21 protein-coding genes are annotated in these 18,471 nt (G+C 62.3%); 7 read left to right on the top strand and 14 right to left on the bottom strand.

The genetic code is table 11. The annotated features are described in order from the left end of the window. Positions 1–182: 182 nt before the first annotated feature. Positions 183–1,094: an AraC family transcriptional regulator gene (locus tag VMA74_RS15355; RefSeq protein WP_325368489.1), complete on the bottom strand. Its 912-nt coding sequence runs from the start codon at positions 1,092–1,094 to the stop codon at positions 183–185. 165 nt (positions 1,095–1,259) lie between these two features. Between VMA74_RS15355 and VMA74_RS15350 the strand changes: the two genes are divergently transcribed. Beyond that, positions 1,260–2,093 (top strand): oxidoreductase, encoded by an 834-nt coding sequence (locus VMA74_RS15350; protein ID WP_325368487.1) that lies wholly within the window; start codon positions 1,260–1,262, stop codon positions 2,091–2,093. Between the two features lie 52 nt (positions 2,094–2,145). On the opposite strand, the gene VMA74_RS15345 is transcribed toward VMA74_RS15350, so the two are convergent. The 7 genes from VMA74_RS15345 to VMA74_RS15315 all read right to left on the bottom strand — a co-directional run bounded on the left by VMA74_RS15345 (position 2,146) and on the right by VMA74_RS15315 (position 7,547). After that, positions 2,146–2,718 carry a PqiC family protein gene (locus VMA74_RS15345; protein ID WP_325368485.1) on the bottom strand — a complete coding sequence of 191 codons (573 nt, stop codon included), beginning with the start codon at positions 2,716–2,718 and terminating at the stop codon, positions 2,146–2,148. Next, positions 2,715–4,010: an MlaD family protein gene (locus VMA74_RS15340; RefSeq protein ID WP_325368483.1), complete on the bottom strand. Its 1,296-nt coding sequence runs from the start codon at positions 4,008–4,010 to the stop codon at positions 2,715–2,717. Before VMA74_RS15340 ends, VMA74_RS15345 begins: the two co-directional genes overlap by 4 nt. Further along, complete coding sequence (locus tag VMA74_RS15335; protein WP_325368481.1) at positions 4,007–5,209, bottom strand: paraquat-inducible protein A; 1,203 nt, start codon at positions 5,207–5,209, stop codon at positions 4,007–4,009. The genes VMA74_RS15340 and VMA74_RS15335 overlap by 4 nt, the downstream gene beginning before the upstream one ends. A gap of 379 nt (positions 5,210–5,588) precedes the next feature. Further along, a complete protein-coding gene (locus tag VMA74_RS15330) occupies positions 5,589–5,972 on the bottom strand; it encodes a VOC family protein (protein ID WP_325368479.1) in 384 nt (127 codons plus the stop codon). 25 nt (positions 5,973–5,997) lie between these two features. Next, complete coding sequence (locus VMA74_RS15325; RefSeq protein ID WP_325368477.1) at positions 5,998–6,327, bottom strand: hypothetical protein; 330 nt, start codon at positions 6,325–6,327, stop codon at positions 5,998–6,000. A gap of 102 nt (positions 6,328–6,429) precedes the next feature. Next, entirely contained in the window at positions 6,430–6,672 is a 243-nt protein-coding gene (locus VMA74_RS15320; RefSeq protein WP_325368475.1) for a hypothetical protein, read from the bottom strand. A gap of 176 nt (positions 6,673–6,848) precedes the next feature. Further along, positions 6,849–7,547 (bottom strand): B3/B4 domain-containing protein, encoded by a 699-nt coding sequence (locus VMA74_RS15315; protein ID WP_325368473.1) that lies wholly within the window; start codon positions 7,545–7,547, stop codon positions 6,849–6,851. Positions 7,548–7,764: 217 nt separating this feature from the next. On the opposite strand from VMA74_RS15315, the gene VMA74_RS15310 reads away from it, so the two are divergent. Next, complete coding sequence (locus VMA74_RS15310; RefSeq protein WP_325368471.1) at positions 7,765–8,421, top strand: GTP cyclohydrolase II; 657 nt, start codon at positions 7,765–7,767, stop codon at positions 8,419–8,421. A gap of 15 nt (positions 8,422–8,436) precedes the next feature. Here the strand turns inward: VMA74_RS15310 and VMA74_RS15305 are convergent, their stop codons facing one another. Continuing rightward, positions 8,437–10,320 carry a M61 family metallopeptidase gene (locus VMA74_RS15305; protein WP_414649620.1) on the bottom strand — a complete coding sequence of 628 codons (1,884 nt, stop codon included), beginning with the start codon at positions 10,318–10,320 and terminating at the stop codon, positions 8,437–8,439. A 421-nt stretch (positions 10,321–10,741) separates the two neighbouring features. On the opposite strand from VMA74_RS15305, the gene msrA reads away from it, so the two are divergent. Then, the gene (gene msrA, locus VMA74_RS15300; RefSeq protein ID WP_325368467.1) at positions 10,742–11,251 is read left to right on the top strand and encodes a peptide-methionine (S)-S-oxide reductase MsrA; all 510 of its coding nucleotides are present in this window, start codon (positions 10,742–10,744) and stop codon (positions 11,249–11,251) included. A 73-nt stretch (positions 11,252–11,324) separates the two neighbouring features. Here the strand turns inward: msrA and VMA74_RS15295 are convergent, their stop codons facing one another. Further along, positions 11,325–11,615: a DUF1330 domain-containing protein gene (locus tag VMA74_RS15295; RefSeq protein WP_325368465.1), complete on the bottom strand. Its 291-nt coding sequence runs from the start codon at positions 11,613–11,615 to the stop codon at positions 11,325–11,327. 37 nt (positions 11,616–11,652) lie between these two features. Then, a complete protein-coding gene (locus VMA74_RS15290) occupies positions 11,653–12,282 on the bottom strand; it encodes a CGNR zinc finger domain-containing protein (protein ID WP_325368463.1) in 630 nt (209 codons plus the stop codon). Between the two features lie 156 nt (positions 12,283–12,438). Between VMA74_RS15290 and VMA74_RS15285 the strand changes: the two genes are divergently transcribed. Together VMA74_RS15285 and VMA74_RS15280 are read left to right on the top strand one after the other, a co-directional pair. Beyond that, on the top strand, positions 12,439–13,131 hold the full coding sequence (locus VMA74_RS15285; RefSeq protein WP_325368461.1) for an alpha/beta hydrolase: 693 nt from the start codon (positions 12,439–12,441) through the stop codon (positions 13,129–13,131). A gap of 56 nt (positions 13,132–13,187) precedes the next feature. Then, the gene (locus tag VMA74_RS15280; RefSeq protein ID WP_325368459.1) at positions 13,188–14,042 is read left to right on the top strand and encodes an alpha/beta hydrolase; all 855 of its coding nucleotides are present in this window, start codon (positions 13,188–13,190) and stop codon (positions 14,040–14,042) included. A gap of 143 nt (positions 14,043–14,185) precedes the next feature. Here VMA74_RS15280 and VMA74_RS15275 read toward each other — a convergent pair whose 3' ends face one another. Further along, positions 14,186–14,716, bottom strand: coding sequence for an REP-associated tyrosine transposase (locus tag VMA74_RS15275; RefSeq protein WP_325368457.1), 531 nt, complete (start codon positions 14,714–14,716; stop codon positions 14,186–14,188). 292 nt (positions 14,717–15,008) lie between these two features. On the opposite strand from VMA74_RS15275, the gene VMA74_RS15270 reads away from it, so the two are divergent. Both VMA74_RS15270 and VMA74_RS15265 read left to right on the top strand, forming a co-directional pair. Further along, positions 15,009–15,590, top strand: a complete 582-nt coding sequence (locus tag VMA74_RS15270; RefSeq protein WP_325368455.1) for a cysteine dioxygenase family protein — start codon at positions 15,009–15,011, stop codon at positions 15,588–15,590. Between the two features lie 28 nt (positions 15,591–15,618). Continuing rightward, positions 15,619–17,013, top strand: coding sequence for an FAD/NAD(P)-binding protein (locus tag VMA74_RS15265; protein WP_325368453.1), 1,395 nt, complete (start codon positions 15,619–15,621; stop codon positions 17,011–17,013). A 107-nt stretch (positions 17,014–17,120) separates the two neighbouring features. On the opposite strand, the gene VMA74_RS15260 is transcribed toward VMA74_RS15265, so the two are convergent. Further along, positions 17,121–17,456: a hypothetical protein gene (locus VMA74_RS15260; RefSeq protein ID WP_325368451.1), complete on the bottom strand. Its 336-nt coding sequence runs from the start codon at positions 17,454–17,456 to the stop codon at positions 17,121–17,123. Between the two features lie 45 nt (positions 17,457–17,501). Further along, positions 17,502–18,344 carry an SAM-dependent methyltransferase gene (locus tag VMA74_RS15255; RefSeq protein ID WP_325368449.1) on the bottom strand — a complete coding sequence of 281 codons (843 nt, stop codon included), beginning with the start codon at positions 18,342–18,344 and terminating at the stop codon, positions 17,502–17,504. Between the last annotated feature and the right edge of the window lie 127 nt (positions 18,345–18,471).

The following is an 18,471-nucleotide window of genomic DNA, read 5'->3' as shown; positions in this document are numbered from 1 at the left end:
TCGCTTGAGCGCTAACTCGGGCGATCCGCGCTTACTTCACTCATGTCGGGCGTGTCGCGGTCATCTCTCTGGATGGGCACGCCCGACAGGCGCACCATCGCACAAAACATGTCTCGCCATCTGTCAGGGGCGAGTGCTTTGATGTGTTGGCAAATGCCTACGCGATGCAGGCGAGCGCGATGTCAGTGCGATGACACATAATCCGCCGCCGCATGCGCCGGCGGTATCGCAAAACTTTCCCGCATGCGTTTGGCTTCCGCCGCTGGCGTTCGGCCGAACAGCCGCTTGAACTCGCGGTTGAATTGCGAGGGGCTGGCGTAGCCGACCGCGTGGCTGGCGGCCTCGGCGGTCATGCCCTGGCGCACCATCAGCAGCCGTGCCTGGTGCAGGCGCGTGGATTTCACGTACTGCATGGGCGATGTGTGGGTGATGGCCTTGAAGTGGCTGTGGAAGGTGGGCACGCTCATGCCGGCTTCGCCGGCAAGCTGCGCAAGGTCGAGCGGTTGCGCGTAAGTGGCGTGGATGCGGCGCAGTGCCTTGCCGATCTTGCCGAATTGCCCGTGCATGGCCAGCGCTGCACGCATCGCGTTGCCTTGTGCGCCGGTGAGCACGCGAAAATACAGTTCGCGCAGCAATACGGGGCCAAGCACGGCCGCGTCGAGCGGTTTGTTCATCGCCTCCAGAAAGCGCAGCACGGACGTTCGCAGCGCGGCGTCCATCGGGCTGGACATCATGCTTTGCGGTGCATCGCGTTGTGATGGCATGCCTTGCCGATCGATCTGCAGCATCAGCTCCGCGGCGACCTGGAAATTCAGATGCAAGTAAATCGCCAGCAGCGGGCGCTCCGGCGTTGCGTCGGTTTCCATGGTGAACGGCACCGGCACGGCCACGGCCAGGTAGTGCTGCGCGTCATACACATAGAGCTGGTCGCCGAAGTAGCCGCGCTTGCGTCCCTGGCCGACGATCACGATGCCGGGATCGTAAAGAACAGGCGTGCGCGACAAGGCGCGATCCGAACGCAGGATGCGCACGTCCGGCAACGCCGTGAGGTTGTAGCCCTCCGCGGGCGCCAGGGCGCGGAGCAAGGCCACCATCTGCTGGCGATCGTCTGCGGGGCGCTTTGGGCTGTGGCTTGGCATCTTCATACGTGCTGACCAGGGTCATAAGAATAGGCAAGAAAAACAGAATATATAGGCGTCATCGCCGGGTCTAAAAAGAGTACTGTGCAAGCTTGGCTAATTTCCACGGGAGCTGCATTCGTGTCATCCAGCAAGACTCTGCTCATCACCGGCGTCAGCAGCGGCTTCGGCCGCGCGCTGGCGGTGGAAGCGCTCGCCGCCGGCCATTGCGTGATCGGAACGGTGCGCAACGAACAGGCAAGACGCGCGTTCGAAGCGCTCGCTTCGGCCAGGGCCATCGGCCGCGTGTTGGACGTCACCGAGTTCGACGCCATCGACGGCGTGGTCGCCGCGCTCGAACGAGATGTCGGGCCGGTGGATGTATTGGTGAATAACGCCGGCTACGGACACGAAGGCGTGATGGAAGAATCCCCGCTGGCCGAGATGCGCCGGCAGTTCGACGTGAACGTGTTCGGCGCCGTCGCCATGATGAAGGCCGTGCTGCCTTACATGCGCGAGCGCCGCCGCGGGCACATCATCAATATCACCTCGATGGGCGGCTTCATCACCCTGCCCGGCATCGCCTATTACTGCGGCAGCAAGTTCGCGTTGGAGGGTATTTCCGAAGTGCTCGGCAAGGAGGTGAGGCCGTTTGGCATCGCGGTGACCGCGGTGGCGCCGGGTTCGTTTCGCACCGATTGGGCCGGCCGTTCCATGGTTCGCACGCCCCGCTCCATCGCCGACTACGATGCGCTGTTCGATCCGATCCGCAAGGCGCGTGAGGAAAAAAGCGGCAAGCAGCTGGGCGATCCGGTGAAGGCCGCGCGCGCCCTGCTCGCCGTGATCGCCAGCGATGCACCGCCTGCGCATTTGTTGCTGGGTAGCGATGCGCTGGAGCTGGGGCGCAATAAGTTGTCGGCGCTGGCCGAGGAATTCAACGCGTGGGAAACGCTTACGCGTTCGACGGACGGTTGAGGCTCGACAATATCGCCAGGATTGTTACTGCTACCCTGCGCGCCGCCTGCAACTACCGTGTAACGACAGCTGCCGCAATCCGGTCCGCCAGTTGCCCAAGCACGTGACTCATCGCCGCCGCTTGTGCCGTTGCATCGCGACTCGGCATGCTGGAAGACAGCGTTAGCTGCTGCCTCAACTCGGTGTGCGCAGGATGCCCGGACAGCAGCGTCCACGAAACCTGCATCGTCAACGTACCGCTTGCGTCGGCTTCGGCATTCAGCACGGTGACCACCAGGATGCGCGTATGCGGCGGCGCCGGCGCATCCGGCAGCACGAACGCGCCGGCCGGCAAGCGCGCCAAGAGATCCTGCGCGAGCGTGCGGCGCATCATCTGCCCGAGTGGCGCGCCCCAGCGGTCCGTATCGTGGATCGTCAGCCGATTCGCGGCGTCTTGCGTGACGACCTCAGGACGATCGAGCTCGGCGGGAATATGCACCGCGGTGAGTTGAACCGGCTGCATCTGCGTGGCTACGCGCGGCGCGATGACGGGCTCCGCGTTCAAGGTGACGTAGCGCGTGGGCGGGCTGTGGCCGCACGCGGTCAATGCCGCAGCGAGGATGATCACCATCGGTCTGAGCGTCATGGCTTTTCCTTCTGCTTGCCTCGAATGAGCGCTTCGGGGTGCCGATCGAGATAATCGGCCAGCGCACGAATCGAGCGCGCGGTATCGGTGAGTTCGCGCAAGGCCTCGGGCAAACCGTTTTGGCTGGTGGCATCGCCACCCAACGTGTGGTTGGCGGCGGCGACCGCCTGGTCGGCCTCGTTGGCCGTCTGGCGCAGTTGCGCGACCAGCGGTCCGATTTGCGGCGACACCTTCTGCAAGGTGCGGTCGATCTGCGCCACCGAGTGATCGATGTGCGTGAGGCTGTCCTTGATCTTGGGCGAGGCTGACGCGGTCAGCGTGTTGATACGCGCTGCCATGCTGCGCACTTGTTCGCCGATGTCCCGGATCGGCAGATCGTCGATTTTCTGGAGGATCTGGTCGGCCTTGGACGTCATGGCGTCGATGTTCGAGGATGGCATGCTGGGAATCACCGCCACGCCGTTTTCGTTGCCGAGCGTCGCGTTCGGTGCGTCCGCGATGAAGTCGAGACTGACCTTGCCGGGACCTACCAGCGGCGGATCCTGCGCCAGCCGCGCGCGCAGTCCTTGCGCGATGAGCCGCTTGAGCATGCCATCCACCAGCGGCCGCCAATCGCCGTTGGGTGGCGACGCGTCGATGCCCAGCGAGGCGGGATCGAGTGCGATCTCCACCGGCGTACTCAACGTGCCAGTGCTTGCGTCGTAGCTGAGTCGCACGCTGGTTACGGTACCTACGTGAAAGCCGCGCAAGTCCACTCCCGCGCCGTCCTTGAGCGATCCGGCGGCGCCATCGAACCGCACCGCATACGTCACCATCGGGCCGTGTTCCGGCGCAAGCGCCGGTTTGCGGTCGACACCGTGGAAGTGATCCACGGGCTTGCCGGGTCCCGGCTCCATGACAATTTCAGGCCCGGACACCAGCGCCTTGAGCGAGGACGGATCGCTAAAATCAAGCTGTGCGCCGCGCAGGAAAAACCGGGTGCCGCTGCGCAGGTATTTTTTTTCGGCGCTGTCTATCTCCAGCGTTGCCTCGATGTGCTTGCCGTCGGCAGCAAGCGCGATGTCCGACACCTCGCCCACCTTTAGGCCCAGCAGCATCACCTTGGTGTCGCTGGGTTTCATGCCGTAAGCGTTGTCGAACGTGACGGTAACCGTCTCGCCACTGTGGACCAGCCCGCGAATGCCGAGCCATAGCGCCACGCCAAAGGCAGCGATCGGCACCGACCAGATCCAGCCCGGCCAGCTACTGCGGCGCACCTCGGCCTGCGTGCGCCGCAGGCGCTCGCCACTCACGGGTGCCTCCTGCGGACATCCCACATCATGCGCGGATCGAACGCGCGCGACGCCGCCATCGTGAAAAAAACCACCAGCGCAAATGCCGATGCGCCGATGGCGGGCCTTGAAGATGCCAGCGTGCCGAAGTGTATCAACGGTATGAAGGCTGCGATGGTAAAGACGTCGACGTTCGACCATCGCCCCAGTTCGTCGATCCATCGGTAGAGATGCGCTTTCAAACGCAGATGCTTGCGTGAGCGGCGCCGTACCGAAACGATGAACCAGCCCATGCCGACGATTTTTGCGACCGGAATGATGACGCTGGTGCAGACGATGAGAATGCCCAGCGGCCACAGCCCGGCCTGGAACAATTCATACACACCGTCGACAATCCGATGCCGCACGCTCTGGCCGAGCTGGATCGAGAACGTCATCGGAAACAGATTGGCCGGCAGTGTCAGCACCAGCGCCGCCAGCGACAGCGCACTCGCCCGCACCACGGCATCCGGTTTGCGCGAATGCAGCTCCCAGCCGCAACGCGGACAGCGCTCGCCTTCGCATGAGGCCGGCGCGACCAGATCGCAGGCGGTGCAGGAGATGACGGGTTCGTCATTCGCCCACTTCTGGTCAGGCGTGATGGCCCGCCAGACGGTGCGGCGATCGAGCGATGCACGCGTAAGCATCGAGGCCAGCGCGGCGGCAATGAAGCAATAGCCGCCCGCGCCAATGGTGCCGGTGAGGTTCTGCGTTACGCGCGAATAGCCGACGAAGCAGCCAACCAGATACACGTCGGGCATCGCCCAGATATCCAGCCAGAGCGCCCATCGGAAAAGCGCGCCGATGCCCTTGAAATGCACGCCAAACCGGACTGCGCCAAGCACGCATGCCAGCACGCCGAAACGCACGAACGGCAGCACGATGCCGAACATGCCCAGCAGCAAGGCAAGCATCACCCAGCCGCCCTGCCACATGGCCAGGATGCCCGAGGAGAGCACCGACGTGCGCTCGGCTCCGAGCAAATCGACCGTCATCAATGGCGCCAGATTGGCGGGAAACAGGAGCACGAACGTCGTCAGCGACAAGGCCAGCGCCGCGTTCAGGCTGCGCCCGCTGCGGCGCTCCAACGGATAATGGCAGACACGGCATTGTGCGATGGACCTGCGGGTAAGCGGAGGGATGTCCTCGAGCGCGCCACATTCGGGGCAGCCGATGGTCATTGTGGAATCGCCCTCGCCTTGCTATGACTTGCCGCTCACTAAGGTTTCACTCCGTCTTGCAGCGTGCGTTCACGATGAATTCGGGCGCCCGGTATTTACCGACGCCGCATCGCGTTCAAATGCTTCAGGGCGGCTGCCGTTGGCGACTGTATTAACCTTGTCGGCGTGGCAATGATGTCAATTCGTGATCATGTTGTTGCGTAGGCTGGAATGAAATCCCAGCATCGGGCCTGGCCCTCACGCTTTGAACTTACGTTCCGCGTCCATGCCATTTCAAAGCGTTCGTCATTGACCAGCTTCGCTGTTGTAAAGCGCCCCGGCTTTCGCCGGCATGACGTCAGGAGGGAACATGCTTTACGGCGAGCATTACCTCCCCGCTTCACCGCCCGGACGGCGGCTGCCATAGCTCCACCTTGTTGCCTTCGGGATCGATCACCCAGCCGAACTTGCCATACTCGGACTCATCGACCTTGTCCTCGACCTGGCAGCCTTCCGCCCTGAGTGCAGCCAGCAGTGCATGCAGGTCGTCGACGCGGTAGTTGATCATGAAGCTGGCCGTGCTCGGCGCGAAGTACGAGGTGTCCTGTTTGAAGAGATTCCATACCGTGACCCCGGTACCGTCTGCATCGCCGTCGGCCCATCGGAACGTGGCGCCGCCCCATGCTTCGATATTCAGGCCGAGGTGCACGCGGTACCAGTCGGCCAACGCCTTGGGGTCTTTCGCCTTGAAAAAAACTCCACCTATTCCGGTAACACGTTTCATGGCATCTCCTCGGTCGATGGACAAATTACCGCCTCTTGCGACTTACGCCTTTATGCACGGCGTGCTCATAGGCCTTGCTCACCAGTGACTCGACGGCGGCCACCCTGGCTTGCGCGAGTGCAACCCGCAGGCCGACGACTTTGCCGCCCCAATGCAATTTTTCAAGAAAGTCCGGATGCAGCACCAGGGCGACTTCCCGGTCTTCCTCTCCCACGAAGACGTGAATGACTTCTTCGGGCGGGGGGACTGTAACGAAAATCCTCCCCCGTACACGAAACGAAGAGGACTGGTGGTGCGGCTCTTCGGTGACCGCCTCCAGCGCCATGGCGTACTTGCGTACCGCGTCAATCTTCATGAAGCGCCCCTTCGCGGCAAAAAAAGTGGATCGCGATAGTCAGCCATGGGATTACAGGCGTTCCGAACAACATACAGACGTTGCGCGGCACCAAGCACACGATTACAGCTTGAAATACCAAACAGGCGCGCAGGCTGCTGCGACTGCCAAAGCCTGCAAGGCCAAAACCATCCATGCATCGAGCGGCTTGCGTTTCAGCCACTTGATCGCAAAGAACGCGACGATCGGGATTTGCACCACGATGAGCAATTGAAAAAGATGCGCGGCAGCCCCTTCGTCGATCTCGCGCGCATGGCCAAACAGGGCTATATGACCAACCACGATGCATAGCGCCGTGAATGACATGGCCAAGGGAATCCACGCGCTTGGGCGCGTCAGTGTGCTGTAGCTCATGGCATTTCCTCTCGCGTACGCGCGGTGAATACCTCGTCCAAGGGGTTGCCTGGGTCAAGGAAATGTTTGCTTTGCGTTTGGCATGCAAGCGGCGGTTTCAAAGCGGGCGTCATTTTCTGCATGACAACCTACGCGCTGATTTGGCGCGCTTCAGCCAGATACAACTGCGTGGTGCGAACGTCCGGGCAGATCCGGCGCAGGCCAGCGATCAGCTGCTCGCCGGCTTCGTGCAGCGCGTCGATCGGCATGGGGTCCAGGCGTTCCAGCACGAACCACATTTCCGTGCTGTGTTCGGTAATGCGCGTGCGGATGCCTTGCCGCCAGTTCCAGCGCCGGCAGGTGACGCCGCGCGCATCGCACCAGACCACTTCACCCTGCTCCGCCGTTTCCACCTTGGGTGCGCCTTCGGAAACCGTCTCGAACGGTTCGTTGCCCGATGCGCGGATCAATCGCGGAGAACCTGCGTATGTCACGACGTCTTCACCGCCAACCGGCAAGGCATAACGCACGCTCAGGGCGTTATATAGATCGACGACGGCGTTGATGGCAGGGAGCGATCCGTCGCGCTGCGCCCGCTTGCGCAAGGCCTCGGCCGAGCATGGCGTGCGTTGCGGCTTGGCGCCGAAGGCGCGATAAGCGTCGCGCCAGGAAGCGAGATGCGCCTCGGCCCAGGGCGCCGCGTCCAGCTCCCGGCAGGCATTGCCCAGCCATTCGGCGCTATGCGTATCGCTGGGGCCGTTGCGGACATGTTCGGCATGAATGCTCAGCGCCGCGAAGTCGGGGCGCAGGGCGAAGATCTCGGGGGCGATCTGGGGATGGAAGGGCATGTCGGCCATATGGAAGGAAGCGGTACCATGGGCTCCAGCCGAAGCATAGTGCAGAGCCGGGCCGCCGACGGCGGGATGCCGCGAAACCGCCATGAAAGGCACCTGCAACAAATGGCCGCCCAGGTGGCACTCACCGCTATACCCGTCAGGCTAGCGCTTGAATGCTGTCCTCCAGGCCCCACAAACCATGGGGCGCCGAGTAATGAGATCAGACCCCATGTCCGCTCCCTGTTTGCAAGCTGTTCCCCTGGCGGAAACGCCCGGCGTCCGCACGGCCGCGCAACTGCCGATCCATCTGGCTGACGGCCGCGAGGCGGCCAGCACGATCTATAGCTTTTACGGCCTTTCCGACGGCAAGGAGCATTTCGCGCTGCGCTTTGGCGACTGCCATACCGATGCGCCGCTGGTGCGGGTGCATTCCGAATGCATGACGGGCGATGTCCTGGGTTCGGCGCGGTGCGATTGCGGCCCCCAATTGCAGGAATCGCTGCTTCGGCTGCACGAGGAAGGCGGCTATCTCCTTTATATGCGCCAGGAAGGGCGCGGCATCGGGCTGTACGCCAAGCTGGACGCCTACCGCCTGCAGGAGCAGGGCCACGACACGTACGCAGCCAATCGCGCCCTGGGCCACGGCGACGACGAGCGCGATTACACCGGCGCCGCCGAGATGTTGAAGGCGCTGGGCGTATCACGCATCACGCTGATCACCAACAATCCCGACAAGCGCGCGCAATTGGAAGCACTGGGCGTCGAGGTTGCCGCCGCGCGACCCACCAGCGCGTTCTTCGGGCGCCACAACCTGCGTTACCTGGAAGCGAAGGTTCGCCACACCCGGCATACCATCGTGTTGCCGGGTGTGGCGGAAGAGCCGTGAGCGGCCGCGCCTGCGTTACTTGCGCGGCGCGATGATCTCGTCCAGATAATCCGGCGTACCTTCGACGCGCACCAGGTGCGGGTATTGCAGGCCACCGTGATAATCCACGGCCACGGTGCGGTAGCCTCCCTGGTATTTCAGCAGCAACTGGATCGGCGCCTGGCTGGTCTTGGCGGCGGTGATGGCGCTCTTCAGCACCTCGGTGGAATAGTTCTGGCCATTGACGGCGACCAGCTTGGCGCCGGTGCTGACGCCCGCCTTGAACGCGGGCCCGTCCCAGCGCACGTCGTTGATCTGCCCGTCGTCGCCCATCGTCAGGCCGATCGACCAGGCGAAGTTGTACAGGTGGCGCGGTGATTGCGGGCGACTGTTGTATTGCTTCTCGTAGGCGCTTTCCTGATCGGTATAGACCAGTTTCCAGCCGGTGGCGGCAATGCCGTTTTCCAGCGGCGGGTTGAGTGCGTCGACACGTGCGCGCAGAAAGCCGGCCCAGTCGTAGGGAGCCACGCCGTTGAGGGCGGCTACCAAGTCGTCGAAGGTATAGGTCTTGGTGACGTAGCTGCCGTTGTCGACGCCGAAAAAGTCACGCGCGAAATCATCCAGCGATTTATGGTCGTGCGTGAGTTCGCGCAGCTTGGCATCCACGTCCAGCCACATCATCTGGCCGCCGCTGTAGTAGTCCTCGCTCATCTGCCAGCTGCGGTACGGCAGGCTGGAACGGCGCGCAGCGGTGGGATCGTTGGTGGTGTCTTCCAGCGTGCGCCACTGGAAACCCTCGCGGTTGCGCTGATAGTTGGCGGCCACCATGGCCAACGCATCGCGGAATTGCTGCGGCGACCACATGCCGGCGCGCGCCGTCAGGACGAAACCCCAATACTGGGTTTGCCCCTCGTATACCCACAGCAGCGAATCGCCCATCGGCACGTTGAAGTTGGGTGTCCATAGATCCGCCGGGCGGCGGAACTTGCCGTTCCACGAATGGGTGTATTCGTGGGCGAGCAGGTCGCGATCGGGCGCGCCGTCATTCCAGCCGGTGAAATAGTCGGTGCCCAGGCCGTTCTCGCTGGATTGGTGATGCTCCGTGCCATTGCCCGCCAGCACGTCCGACAACGAAAACAGGAAGTCGTAGTGGTCGTAATGGTGCGAGCCGAACAGCTTGGTGGCCTGCGTTACCAGGTTGCGATGCACCTGCAATTGCTCGGGCGTCATCTCCAGGTACTTCGGTTCGTCGGCCACCACGTCCAGGTGCACTGGCGCATCGCCGCCGGGGTTGAGGTCCACGCGCTTGAAATACTTGCCCGCGTAGATCGGCGAATCGACCAGGTTGTTCAAGCCCACCGGCTTGAAGCTGGTGGTGTCGCCCGCTTGCGAGGCAGTCTCCAGCGCGGTGCCGAACTGCCAGCCATGCGCGAAAGTGACGCTGGGCGCAAACTGGATATCGCGCGAGAAATAGCCGGCCGGGTAGAGCAGCACCTTGCTCCACTCCATGTCCATCATGCGATCGGTGATCTCGAAACCTTCGCTATCGGTGCGGCCCGACAGATATTGGAACGACGCGTCGATGCTCGACACGCCCGCAGGCACGTCGACGTGGAACGCGTAGACATTGTATTCGTCGCGCTTCCACTTCAGCGGCTTGCCGCCGGCCGTAAGCTGCAGGCCGGCCAGCATGTTGATTGGGCCGGTAGGCGAGTGATCGCCGGGAATCCACTGCGGATACAACAGCGTCAACGCACCGGCCTGCACCGGAATCGTTTCGTGCACACGGAAGATGCCCTGCAGCGTATCGTTGGCGTCGACGTGGAGGGTGACGGTGCCGGGATACGGCTTGTCCTGCGGCGGCGGCACGCTGTCGTCATGCGCCGGTTGTGCGGCGGCGCCGGTTGCCAAAAGCCCCATCGCTATCGCCAGGGCCAGGCGTGAAAACATGCGATGCGTGGCAGCCGTTGAAACCGCAGTAAAAGCACGAGACATGAAAAGCTCCGAAACCAGGCGCGTGTGAGGGCAGGTAAGTTAACACCATGGGCGGGGAATGGCAGCGGTGGACGCGGATCGCGGGCTAGCAACCGATGGCACTTGATCGGCGGCATGTGATCCCAGATATAGATCGCGGCAACGGCTTTAACCGATGGCGCCAACTTGAGCTTTTATCTCGAACTCGCAGGACGCCTACCCTCCCCTGCGAAGAAGTGATAGCGACATTCGGCTGCACGCTAAAGCACAGGCAACCCCACCCCAACCCTCCCTACTATCGCAGGGGAGGGAGCAGGCCACCGCAAGCGACAAGCTTCCTGGTTTGAGAATGAAATGAGGCAATGACATGACGACAAAAACCGAAACCGCCATCCTGGCCGGCGGCTGCTTCTGGGGCATGCAGGATCTGCTGCGGCGCTATCCCGGCGTGCTGTCCACGCGCGTGGGCTACTCCGGTGGCGACGTGCCCCATGCCACCTATCGCAACCACGGCACGCATGCCGAAGCCATCGAGATCGTGTTCGATCCGGCGCAGATCAGCTATCGCCAGATTCTGGAATTCTTTTTCCAGATCCATGATCCGACCACGAAAAACCGCCAGGGCAATGATCTCGGCACGAGCTACCGCTCCGCCATTTTTTATCGCGACGACGAGCAGAAAAAGGTCGCCGAGGATACCGTGGCCGATGTCGATGCATCCGGCCTGTGGCCCGGCAAGGTCGTCACCGAGATCGCGCCGGCAGGGCCGTTCTGGGAGGCGGAGCCGGAACATCAGGATTATCTGGAACGCTATCCGCAGGGCTACACCTGCCATTTCGTCCGGCCGGGTTGGACATTGCCCAAGCGCGTTGGCTGATTTCTTGCGAGCCAAGGCTGCTCTGATTTAATCCACCGCAGACCGCAACGACGCTGCCAGGTCCAGCATGCATCTAGAAGCCTTCGACGATGCGTACGTCACGCTCTGCAGCGCCATCCAGGTGCCTTACCGCAGCCTGGTAATCGGCGCTGCCATAGGCAGCGTTCGCCGCATCCAGGCTGTCGAATTCGACCAAGGCCACGCGTTGCAGCGTGCCGCTTTCATAGGCGAAACCCGGCACGCCTGCTGCCAGCACCCGTCCACCATGTGCACGAATCGCCGGCACGGCGGCGGCCGTGTACCGGTCGAGGCCGGCCGGGTCAGAGATCGAACGAAACACCACTACCCAATATCCGCTTGCCATGACTGTCTCCGATTAGTGATTTCGGTTTTGAACCAGCTCAATCTTTCTGGATCGTCTTTTGACGGTGCCGGTGCGCCGCCTGCTTCGCGCGATTGCCGCAAAACGACATACTGCACCACCTACGCGCATGCCCGCGCGTGTGGTCGGCGAACAACAAGGTGCAGGTCGGGCCTTCGCAGGCTTTCACATAGGTAAAGTCTTCCGCGCAAACCAGCTGCGCCATCGCTTCGGCGATCGGTAGCAGCAAGGCTTCAGGTGATGCCCAGCGGCGCGCCTGTATCAAACGCAGCGCGGACGATTCGCCGTGCCTTTGCACGACGATTTCGTCGTGCCGCTCATCGCGCTTCAGCAATTGATTGAGCGGTTCGAGTTCGGCCAGTTGCGACGCCTGCAACGGGCGCCCTTTGTGCGCAAGCACGAACGCTCTAAACCACTCACGCAGCGAACGCGCCTGGTCAGCCAGGCGATCGAGCTCACCCGGAATGGCGCGCCCACGCATCGCATCGAGTACTTCATCCGGCACCAGGCGCGCTTGCTTGAGCCAGCTGAGCAGCCCCTCCCCGTCTTCCAACCAGTCGACCGGCGTATCCACCGGTGTTGCCGTCGAATTGAGGAAATCCAGCCCGGGGGCATCGGCCAGGAAAAGCGCGGGAATTGAGAGGGTCATGGGGTTGTCTCCTGGCGGGCAAAGTAACCGCCTTAAATTGACTTGACAAGTTACTTTTGCAGCAATAACCTCCTAATCGAAGTTTAGGCGGTTAGCCACTTTTCAATCCCTGGCCGCCTCCAACCCATCCAAGAGCCTGCGAGAGGAACGGCAAAAATGAGCATAAAGACAGCAACGGCGATACTTGTCCATGGCGCATGGGCTGGCGAGGCGGCTTGGGCAAAGGTCGTTCGCCTTCTCCAGCATAACGACATCAATGTGGTTACAGCTACGCTACCGCTTTCCTCGCTTGCCGACGATACGGCGGCGCTGGACCAGGCGCTGGCGCAGATCGAGGAGCCGGTTGTGCTCGCTGGCCATGCCTATGCCGGCGCGGTGATCGCTTCCACCCAAAGCGCCAAGGTGCAGGGGCTGGTCTATATCGCGGGAATCGCGCCAGACCAGGGAGAAACCGTGGCCGATGTGTTCTATCGCCATGAGCACGATGCCAAGGTGCCCAGGCTGGCACCGGATGGCGATGGCTGGATCCGGCTCCCGCAGGAAGCCTTCGCAGCGGCGTTTGCGCAACATGCCACGCCGGAAGAACAACAGGCGCTCGCTGCCACACAGCCGCCCATTTCGCCGGCAAGCATCACCGTTGCGGTTGGCGCGCCGCTTTGGAAGCGCGTGCCGTCCTGGTACCTGCTGGCCGAGCAGGACTACATGATTCCGCAACAGACGCAGCGCTTCATGGCCGAGCGCATGCAAGCGCACGTCCGCGCCTATCCTGTCGATCACGTACCGCAGGTCACCGCGCCAGCGCTCGTCGCGAACCTTATTGCCGATGCGATCAAGCACGGCCAACGCTGACTGCCACCGGTCACGCCCTTCCACGTATCCACCGTGCATCTCAAAGGAGAGCTGCCATGTCCACCCTTCGTTATCGCTACGCCGACGTCGACGGCCTGAAAGTTTTTTATCGCGAAGCAGGTTCGGCCGATAAACCCAAGCTGCTGTTGCTGCATGGCTTCCCCAGCTCGGGACACATGTTCCGCGACCTGATTCCGCTGTTGAGCGAAGACTTCCACCTCATTGCGCCCGACCTGCCCGGCTTTGGCCAAACGGAGATGCCGCCGCGCGAGCAGTTCGGCTACACCTTCGACCATATTGCGCAGGTGATCGACCGTTTCACGGAAGTGGTGGGCTTGGATCGCTTTGCGGTCTATGTGTTCGATTACGGCGCACCGACCGGTTTTCGCCTGGCGGTAAAACATCCGGAACGCATCACCGCCATCATTTCGCAAAACGGCAATGCCTATGAAGAAGGCTTGAGCGACGGCTGGAACCCGATTCGCGCGTATTGGCAAAATCCGTCGCAAGCCAACCGCGAAGCCTTGCGCGCCTTCCTGGCGCCGGAAACCACCCGCTGGCAATACACGCATGGCGTGCCGGATGAATCGGCGGTGTCACCGGACGGCATCGCGCTCGACAACTATTATCTTGCGCGCCACGGCGCCGATGACGTGCAACTGGACCTTTTCCTGGATTACCAGAGCAACGTAGCGCTCTACCCTGCTTTCCAAACCTACTTCCGCACCCATCGTCCGCGTTTCCTGGCCGTGTGGGGCAAGCACGATCCGTTCTTTTTGCCAGCCGGTGCGGAAGCGTTCAAGCGCGATATTCCGCAAGCCAAGGTCACGTTTTTCGATACCGGGCATTTCGCGCTCGAAACGCATGCGAAGGAGATTGCGCGAGCTATCCGTGATTTTTTTGCGGTGTGAGCAGCGGCATTTCTAGGCCAGCATCCGGTGGGCATACGCATGGCGACGTTGGGGTTCGGCTGCGCCTCACCCCAACCTACGCAGCGAGTAGGTTGGGGTGAGCTTGCGAACCCCAACATCGCCATGCATAACAACGCCGCTCATCACAGCCGTTCCCCAGCGAGCTCATGCAAATCGGGATCACACGCCCAATCCGGCGCAAGATCGCCTCGTCGAATATATTGGTGAATCGACGAATATGGCCAAGCGCTGGCGCGCTCGACATAGCCGTGCTTCACCGGGTTGATATGCACGTAATCTATGTGGTGCCCTAGATCAATATCATCTCTGATCTGGTGCTCCCAGAACCGCCGCTGCCAAACACCACGCTCGCCTTTGCGTCGTTTTGAAGCGTTTACCCTCTCGTACGATGCGATGGCTCTTGAGAACCGTTGCTTGATCAGCATCCAGCGCATCGAATAGTCGTCATCTTCGCCTGGCATGGTCCAGATGGCATGCATGTGCTCGGGAAGCACCACCCAGGCATGGATGTGACAGGGATGGCGCAGCTTTACCGTTCTGACGGCCTCGCGTAACGAGGCGATGCAATCGGTTAACAGCGTGCTACGGCGATCGGCCAGATTGATCGTGAAGAAGAAAGTACCACCGGGGATTTTTACGCGTCGATAGCGCATGTTGCCTTCCTGGGCAAAGTCGATACCTCTCGTAGGTTCTACATGGCGACGTTGGGGTTCGCAAGCTCACCCCAACCCACGGGGACGCGTGATCGGATAAACCTATGACGTAAGACGATTGCCCTCTTAGTGCATCGCGCACGCGAACTACTTTTGAACAACGCATTCACAACGCACTCCCATCCAGCGGAAAATGCATAAGGACGTGCCGTTTGTTCGTGAGCTTCTAGCGCATCTTTAACGCGACCTGTGGTTGTCTTGATTGCGAGTACGCCAACACCAGGAGCCACTGATGTACGACGACGCACTCACCGCTGCCACTGCTGCATGGCGCAAGCGTGTCCTTGACACCGTTGATGCATGCATCAAGCAAACAGGGGAGCCCATTGCAAGCCGGATTGCCGAAGCACTTGCGCAGGTAGCTGCGTGGCAGGGCTGCCCACGTGCGGCGGAGCTGTCTTCAGCGTCCTCGCCATCCACGTATCGGCGCATGCAGCTGGGCGCAAGCAAGGCATACGAAGCCTTGCTGATCGTATGGCCGCCCGCCTACGCCACGCCCATCCACGATCACGATGAATTGTGGGGCATGGAATTCGTGCTGGATGGCGTGCTGGAGGTGGAATCGTTCCAGCTCGTCGCGCAGCCAGCCATGCACCTCACGCCCAAGCACAGCCTGGTCGCCGGCGTGGGTGACTACGTAGCGTTTTCCGATACGGATTACGCGCATCGCTGCCGCAATTTTTCCCGCAATCGCCTGGCACTGTCGCTGCATGTTTATGGCGGCGAACTCAACCGGTACCGCAGCTATCATCAGCGTGATGGGCAGTGGACGTCGGAATGCCACACCACGGCGCGCGAAACCTCGCTCGCCTGACCCCACCCACGAAAAAAGGCCCATCCCCATGGCAAACATCGCAATCATCGGCGGCGGCGCGGCAGGTGCGGCCGTGTTCGGTGCACTGCTCGCGCACGAGGCGCCGGACCACCTGCACTGGGTGACGGGATGCCGGGAAGGCACCGGCCGCGGTGTCGCCTACGGCACCACGCACGATCATCATCTGCTCAACGTGCGCGCGAGCGGCATGGGGCTGTATGCCGATGCGGACGAGGATTTCGCGCAATACAGTGGCCGTCATCGCCCAGGCTCGCGTCCTGGCGGTTTTCTGCCGCGCCGGCTGTTCGGCGAATACATCGAGGCGCAATTGAGCAAGCGCCTGCATCATGCGCAGCAGCGAGGCCGCCGCTTTGCGGTCACACCCTCGATGGCCACGCGCTTGCGCGCCAGGCATCGCGGCTACGAGATTACCCTGGACAACGGCGAGCACGTGATGGCGGAGCATGTCGTGCTTGCGCTCGGCGCCCTCACGCCACGCCCGCTGCGCACGGTGTCCGAACGCGCACTTGCCAGCGGCGCCTATGTGCTGGACCCGTGGTGTCTCACCGAGCGCCCGATCCAGCCGCGCCGGCTGATCGTGATCGGTACGGGACTGACGGCCGTGGACACGCTCATCTCCGCGTCGATTCGCTGGCCGGATATCGAACTGGTCGCCGTCTCGCGGCATGGCTTGTTGCCGTTCGTGCATCCGCTGCATCCCATCGATGCCTATCCGCAGCAGGCTGAACTCAACGCCAGGCTGATGGCATGCGCAGGCCCTGCCGCGATATTTGCCGAGATTCGCCGCTTGTTCCGCGCAGAACAGGCTCTGGACTGGCGCAGCGTGATCGATGGCATGCGCCCGATCAACGCCACGCTCTGGCAGGCTTTTACGCCGCGCCAACGCCGGCAATTCCTGCAGCACATACGATGGTTATGGGAATCGTCGCGGCATCGGCTGGCGCCGGAACCCGGTGAGATTGTCCAGCAGTTGCGCGATGAAGGACGCCTGCAGGTTTACGCGGCCCGCGTGCTGGAAGTGGATGGCGAAGGGCCATTGAACGTCACCGTTCGCTCGCGCGCCAAGCAGGTGATGACGACGCTGCAAGCGGATCTTGTGGTGCAGGCCACCGGGCTTGATACCGCGGTGGGCTACGCGCAGCACCCGCTGCTCTCCGGCCTGCTCCAGGATGGTCTGGCCGTGGCCGATCCGCTGCACTTGGGCGTGTTGGCGCAGCCCGATGGCCAATTGATCAATGCGGCCGGCGAGGTGCAGCACGGCCTGCATGCCATCGGCTCGCTGCTGCGCGGCAACTTGTGGGAATGTACGGCGATGCCGGAAATTCGCGTGGCGGCGCATGCACTGGCGGCGCGGTTGCATACGCGTTCCGCGCGGCAGTCGGATCTGGCTGCTGCGCCTTGAGTCGTCGCTTCGGCGAGTGGGCCGGGGCGAACCTCCAACATTGCTTTTTTTGGCATGGCAACGTTGGGGTTCGCATGCGCTCACCGCCAACCTGCACGGGTCCCGGCTTACTCGGCCAATTCCAGAAACGTGCTTTGCAGATCGCCCTCAAGCGCCTGGCCGCCGTAGGTCAGCCGGAAGACATCGTCGGCATCGGCCAATGCATGGGTCCCATCGATCACGCCAAGCACATTGGCGACCGCGTCGATCGTCACATGGCGGGTAAGCTCCAGCAGCACTTCCTGCTGATCGGCGCTCAGCTCGCTGAAAAGCGTCAAGACGCGTTGCCAATACGGATCAAGTGCCCTGCTCGCCTTGGTGTCGAGCAGCAGGCTGCGGTAGAGCGCGTAGTTCTTGTCGACGACTTCAGCACCGAGTTTGGATACAAAGTCCTGCGGCGTCATGGAGCCCCCTGGCGGTAGCGCGGTTGCTTACGGTGATGGCCATGCTCAACGTCGCACCGCCAGCACTCCATCCAGTGCCTGCTGCGCCTTGAAGCCTGCTTTCTCCAACCGTTTCGCCACTTCGCGCGGCACGTCACGGTCGCTGGTGAGCTTATTGGGGCTGCCGGTGTAATGGAACAGGCGGCCGCCGCGGCGAAGCACGCGTGCGAGTTGATCGTAGAACGCCTGCGAATAGAGGTCGCCGGCAATGCCGAAGCGCGGCGGGTCGTGCAGGATGGCATCGACGCAAGCGTCTTCGATGTGGGCGATCGCATCCCGCACGTCGGCATGCGTCAACGCCAGGCGACCGCTGCCGGCAGGGTCGTCCGGGTCCGGCGACCACGGATTGAGCGTACGCAACCACAGAACATCGGGGTTTTTCTCGAACGAGCGGATGTTCGCCACACCCGCGTCCAGGCAGCAGGCGGCGAAGTAGCCCAAGCCGCCGCAGGTATCCAGCAACAGCTTGCCGCGCGGCTCGACCAGCGCGACTTTGCGGCGCGCATCGTCCAGCGGCGATTCCTTCGCCGTGGGCAGCATCTTGATGCCATCGATCTCGAAGGTGGGCGCACCCCATTCGGTGGGCACCAGCTTGATCAGCGAGCCGGAAAAACGCGATGCCGGTGCAAACGCATCGCCATCCCAGTAGTAGATCGTGCGGTCTTTCAACTTGGGCGGATACGGGTAGGCCTGTTCTTGCCACTGCCAGTCATCGGCGCGCAGTAGCGCATGTCCGTTCGATCGCCCCAGATCGAGCGAGCCGTGCCATTCCGGCTTGCCTGCGTCGTGTCCGGCCAGCAGTGCTTCGGCAGTGGGGCGTGTCAGCAAAGGACCGGGATAATGCGGCACGTGGGTTTGTTTCCTTGAATGGGGTTGCCGATTTTAAGCTATGCCGATAGCCAGCTTGCGTAGGTTGGCGGTGAGGCGACGCCGAACCCCAACATCGCCATCTGCATGGCAACGTTGGGGTTCGCAT

The organism is Dyella sp. (assembly GCF_035508675.1).
Classification (GTDB): Bacteria; Pseudomonadota; Gammaproteobacteria; order Xanthomonadales; family Rhodanobacteraceae; genus Dyella_B.
The sequence above is the reverse complement of the archived record's forward strand: the minus strand, read 5'-3'. Positions and strand labels throughout refer to the sequence as shown.

Coding starts and splice junctions, on each gene's coding strand:
- VMA74_RS15285 (WP_325368461.1), top strand. CDS start 12,439: ATGAGCATAAAGACAGCAACGGCGATACTTGTCCATGGCGCATGGGCT.
- VMA74_RS15325 (WP_325368477.1), bottom strand. CDS start 6,327: ATGAAGATTGACGCGGTACGCAAGTACGCCATGGCGCTGGAGGCGGTC.
- VMA74_RS15310 (WP_325368471.1), top strand. CDS start 7,765: ATGTCCGCTCCCTGTTTGCAAGCTGTTCCCCTGGCGGAAACGCCCGGC.
- VMA74_RS15320 (WP_325368475.1), bottom strand. CDS start 6,672: ATGTCATTCACGGCGCTATGCATCGTGGTTGGTCATATAGCCCTGTTT.
- VMA74_RS15315 (WP_325368473.1), bottom strand. CDS start 7,547: ATGCCCTTCCATCCCCAGATCGCCCCCGAGATCTTCGCCCTGCGCCCC.
- VMA74_RS15355 (WP_325368489.1), bottom strand. CDS start 1,094: ATGGTGGCCTTGCTCCGCGCCCTGGCGCCCGCGGAGGGCTACAACCTC.
- VMA74_RS15260 (WP_325368451.1), bottom strand. CDS start 17,456: ATGACGCCGCAGGACTTTGTATCCAAACTCGGTGCTGAAGTCGTCGAC.
- VMA74_RS15270 (WP_325368455.1), top strand. CDS start 15,009: ATGTACGACGACGCACTCACCGCTGCCACTGCTGCATGGCGCAAGCGT.
- VMA74_RS15335 (WP_325368481.1), bottom strand. CDS start 5,209: ATGACCATCGGCTGCCCCGAATGTGGCGCGCTCGAGGACATCCCTCCG.
- VMA74_RS15295 (WP_325368465.1), bottom strand. CDS start 11,615: ATGGCAAGCGGATATTGGGTAGTGGTGTTTCGTTCGATCTCTGACCCG.
- VMA74_RS15290 (WP_325368463.1), bottom strand. CDS start 12,282: ATGACCCTCTCAATTCCCGCGCTTTTCCTGGCCGATGCCCCCGGGCTG.
- VMA74_RS15330 (WP_325368479.1), bottom strand. CDS start 5,972: ATGAAACGTGTTACCGGAATAGGTGGAGTTTTTTTCAAGGCGAAAGAC.
- VMA74_RS15305 (WP_414649620.1), bottom strand. CDS start 10,320: ATGGGGCTTTTGGCAACCGGCGCCGCCGCACAACCGGCGCATGACGAC.
- msrA (WP_325368467.1), top strand. CDS start 10,742: ATGACGACAAAAACCGAAACCGCCATCCTGGCCGGCGGCTGCTTCTGG.
- VMA74_RS15280 (WP_325368459.1), top strand. CDS start 13,188: ATGTCCACCCTTCGTTATCGCTACGCCGACGTCGACGGCCTGAAAGTT.
- VMA74_RS15275 (WP_325368457.1), bottom strand. CDS start 14,716: ATGCGCTATCGACGCGTAAAAATCCCCGGTGGTACTTTCTTCTTCACG.
- VMA74_RS15265 (WP_325368453.1), top strand. CDS start 15,619: ATGGCAAACATCGCAATCATCGGCGGCGGCGCGGCAGGTGCGGCCGTG.
- VMA74_RS15345 (WP_325368485.1), bottom strand. CDS start 2,718: ATGACGCTCAGACCGATGGTGATCATCCTCGCTGCGGCATTGACCGCG.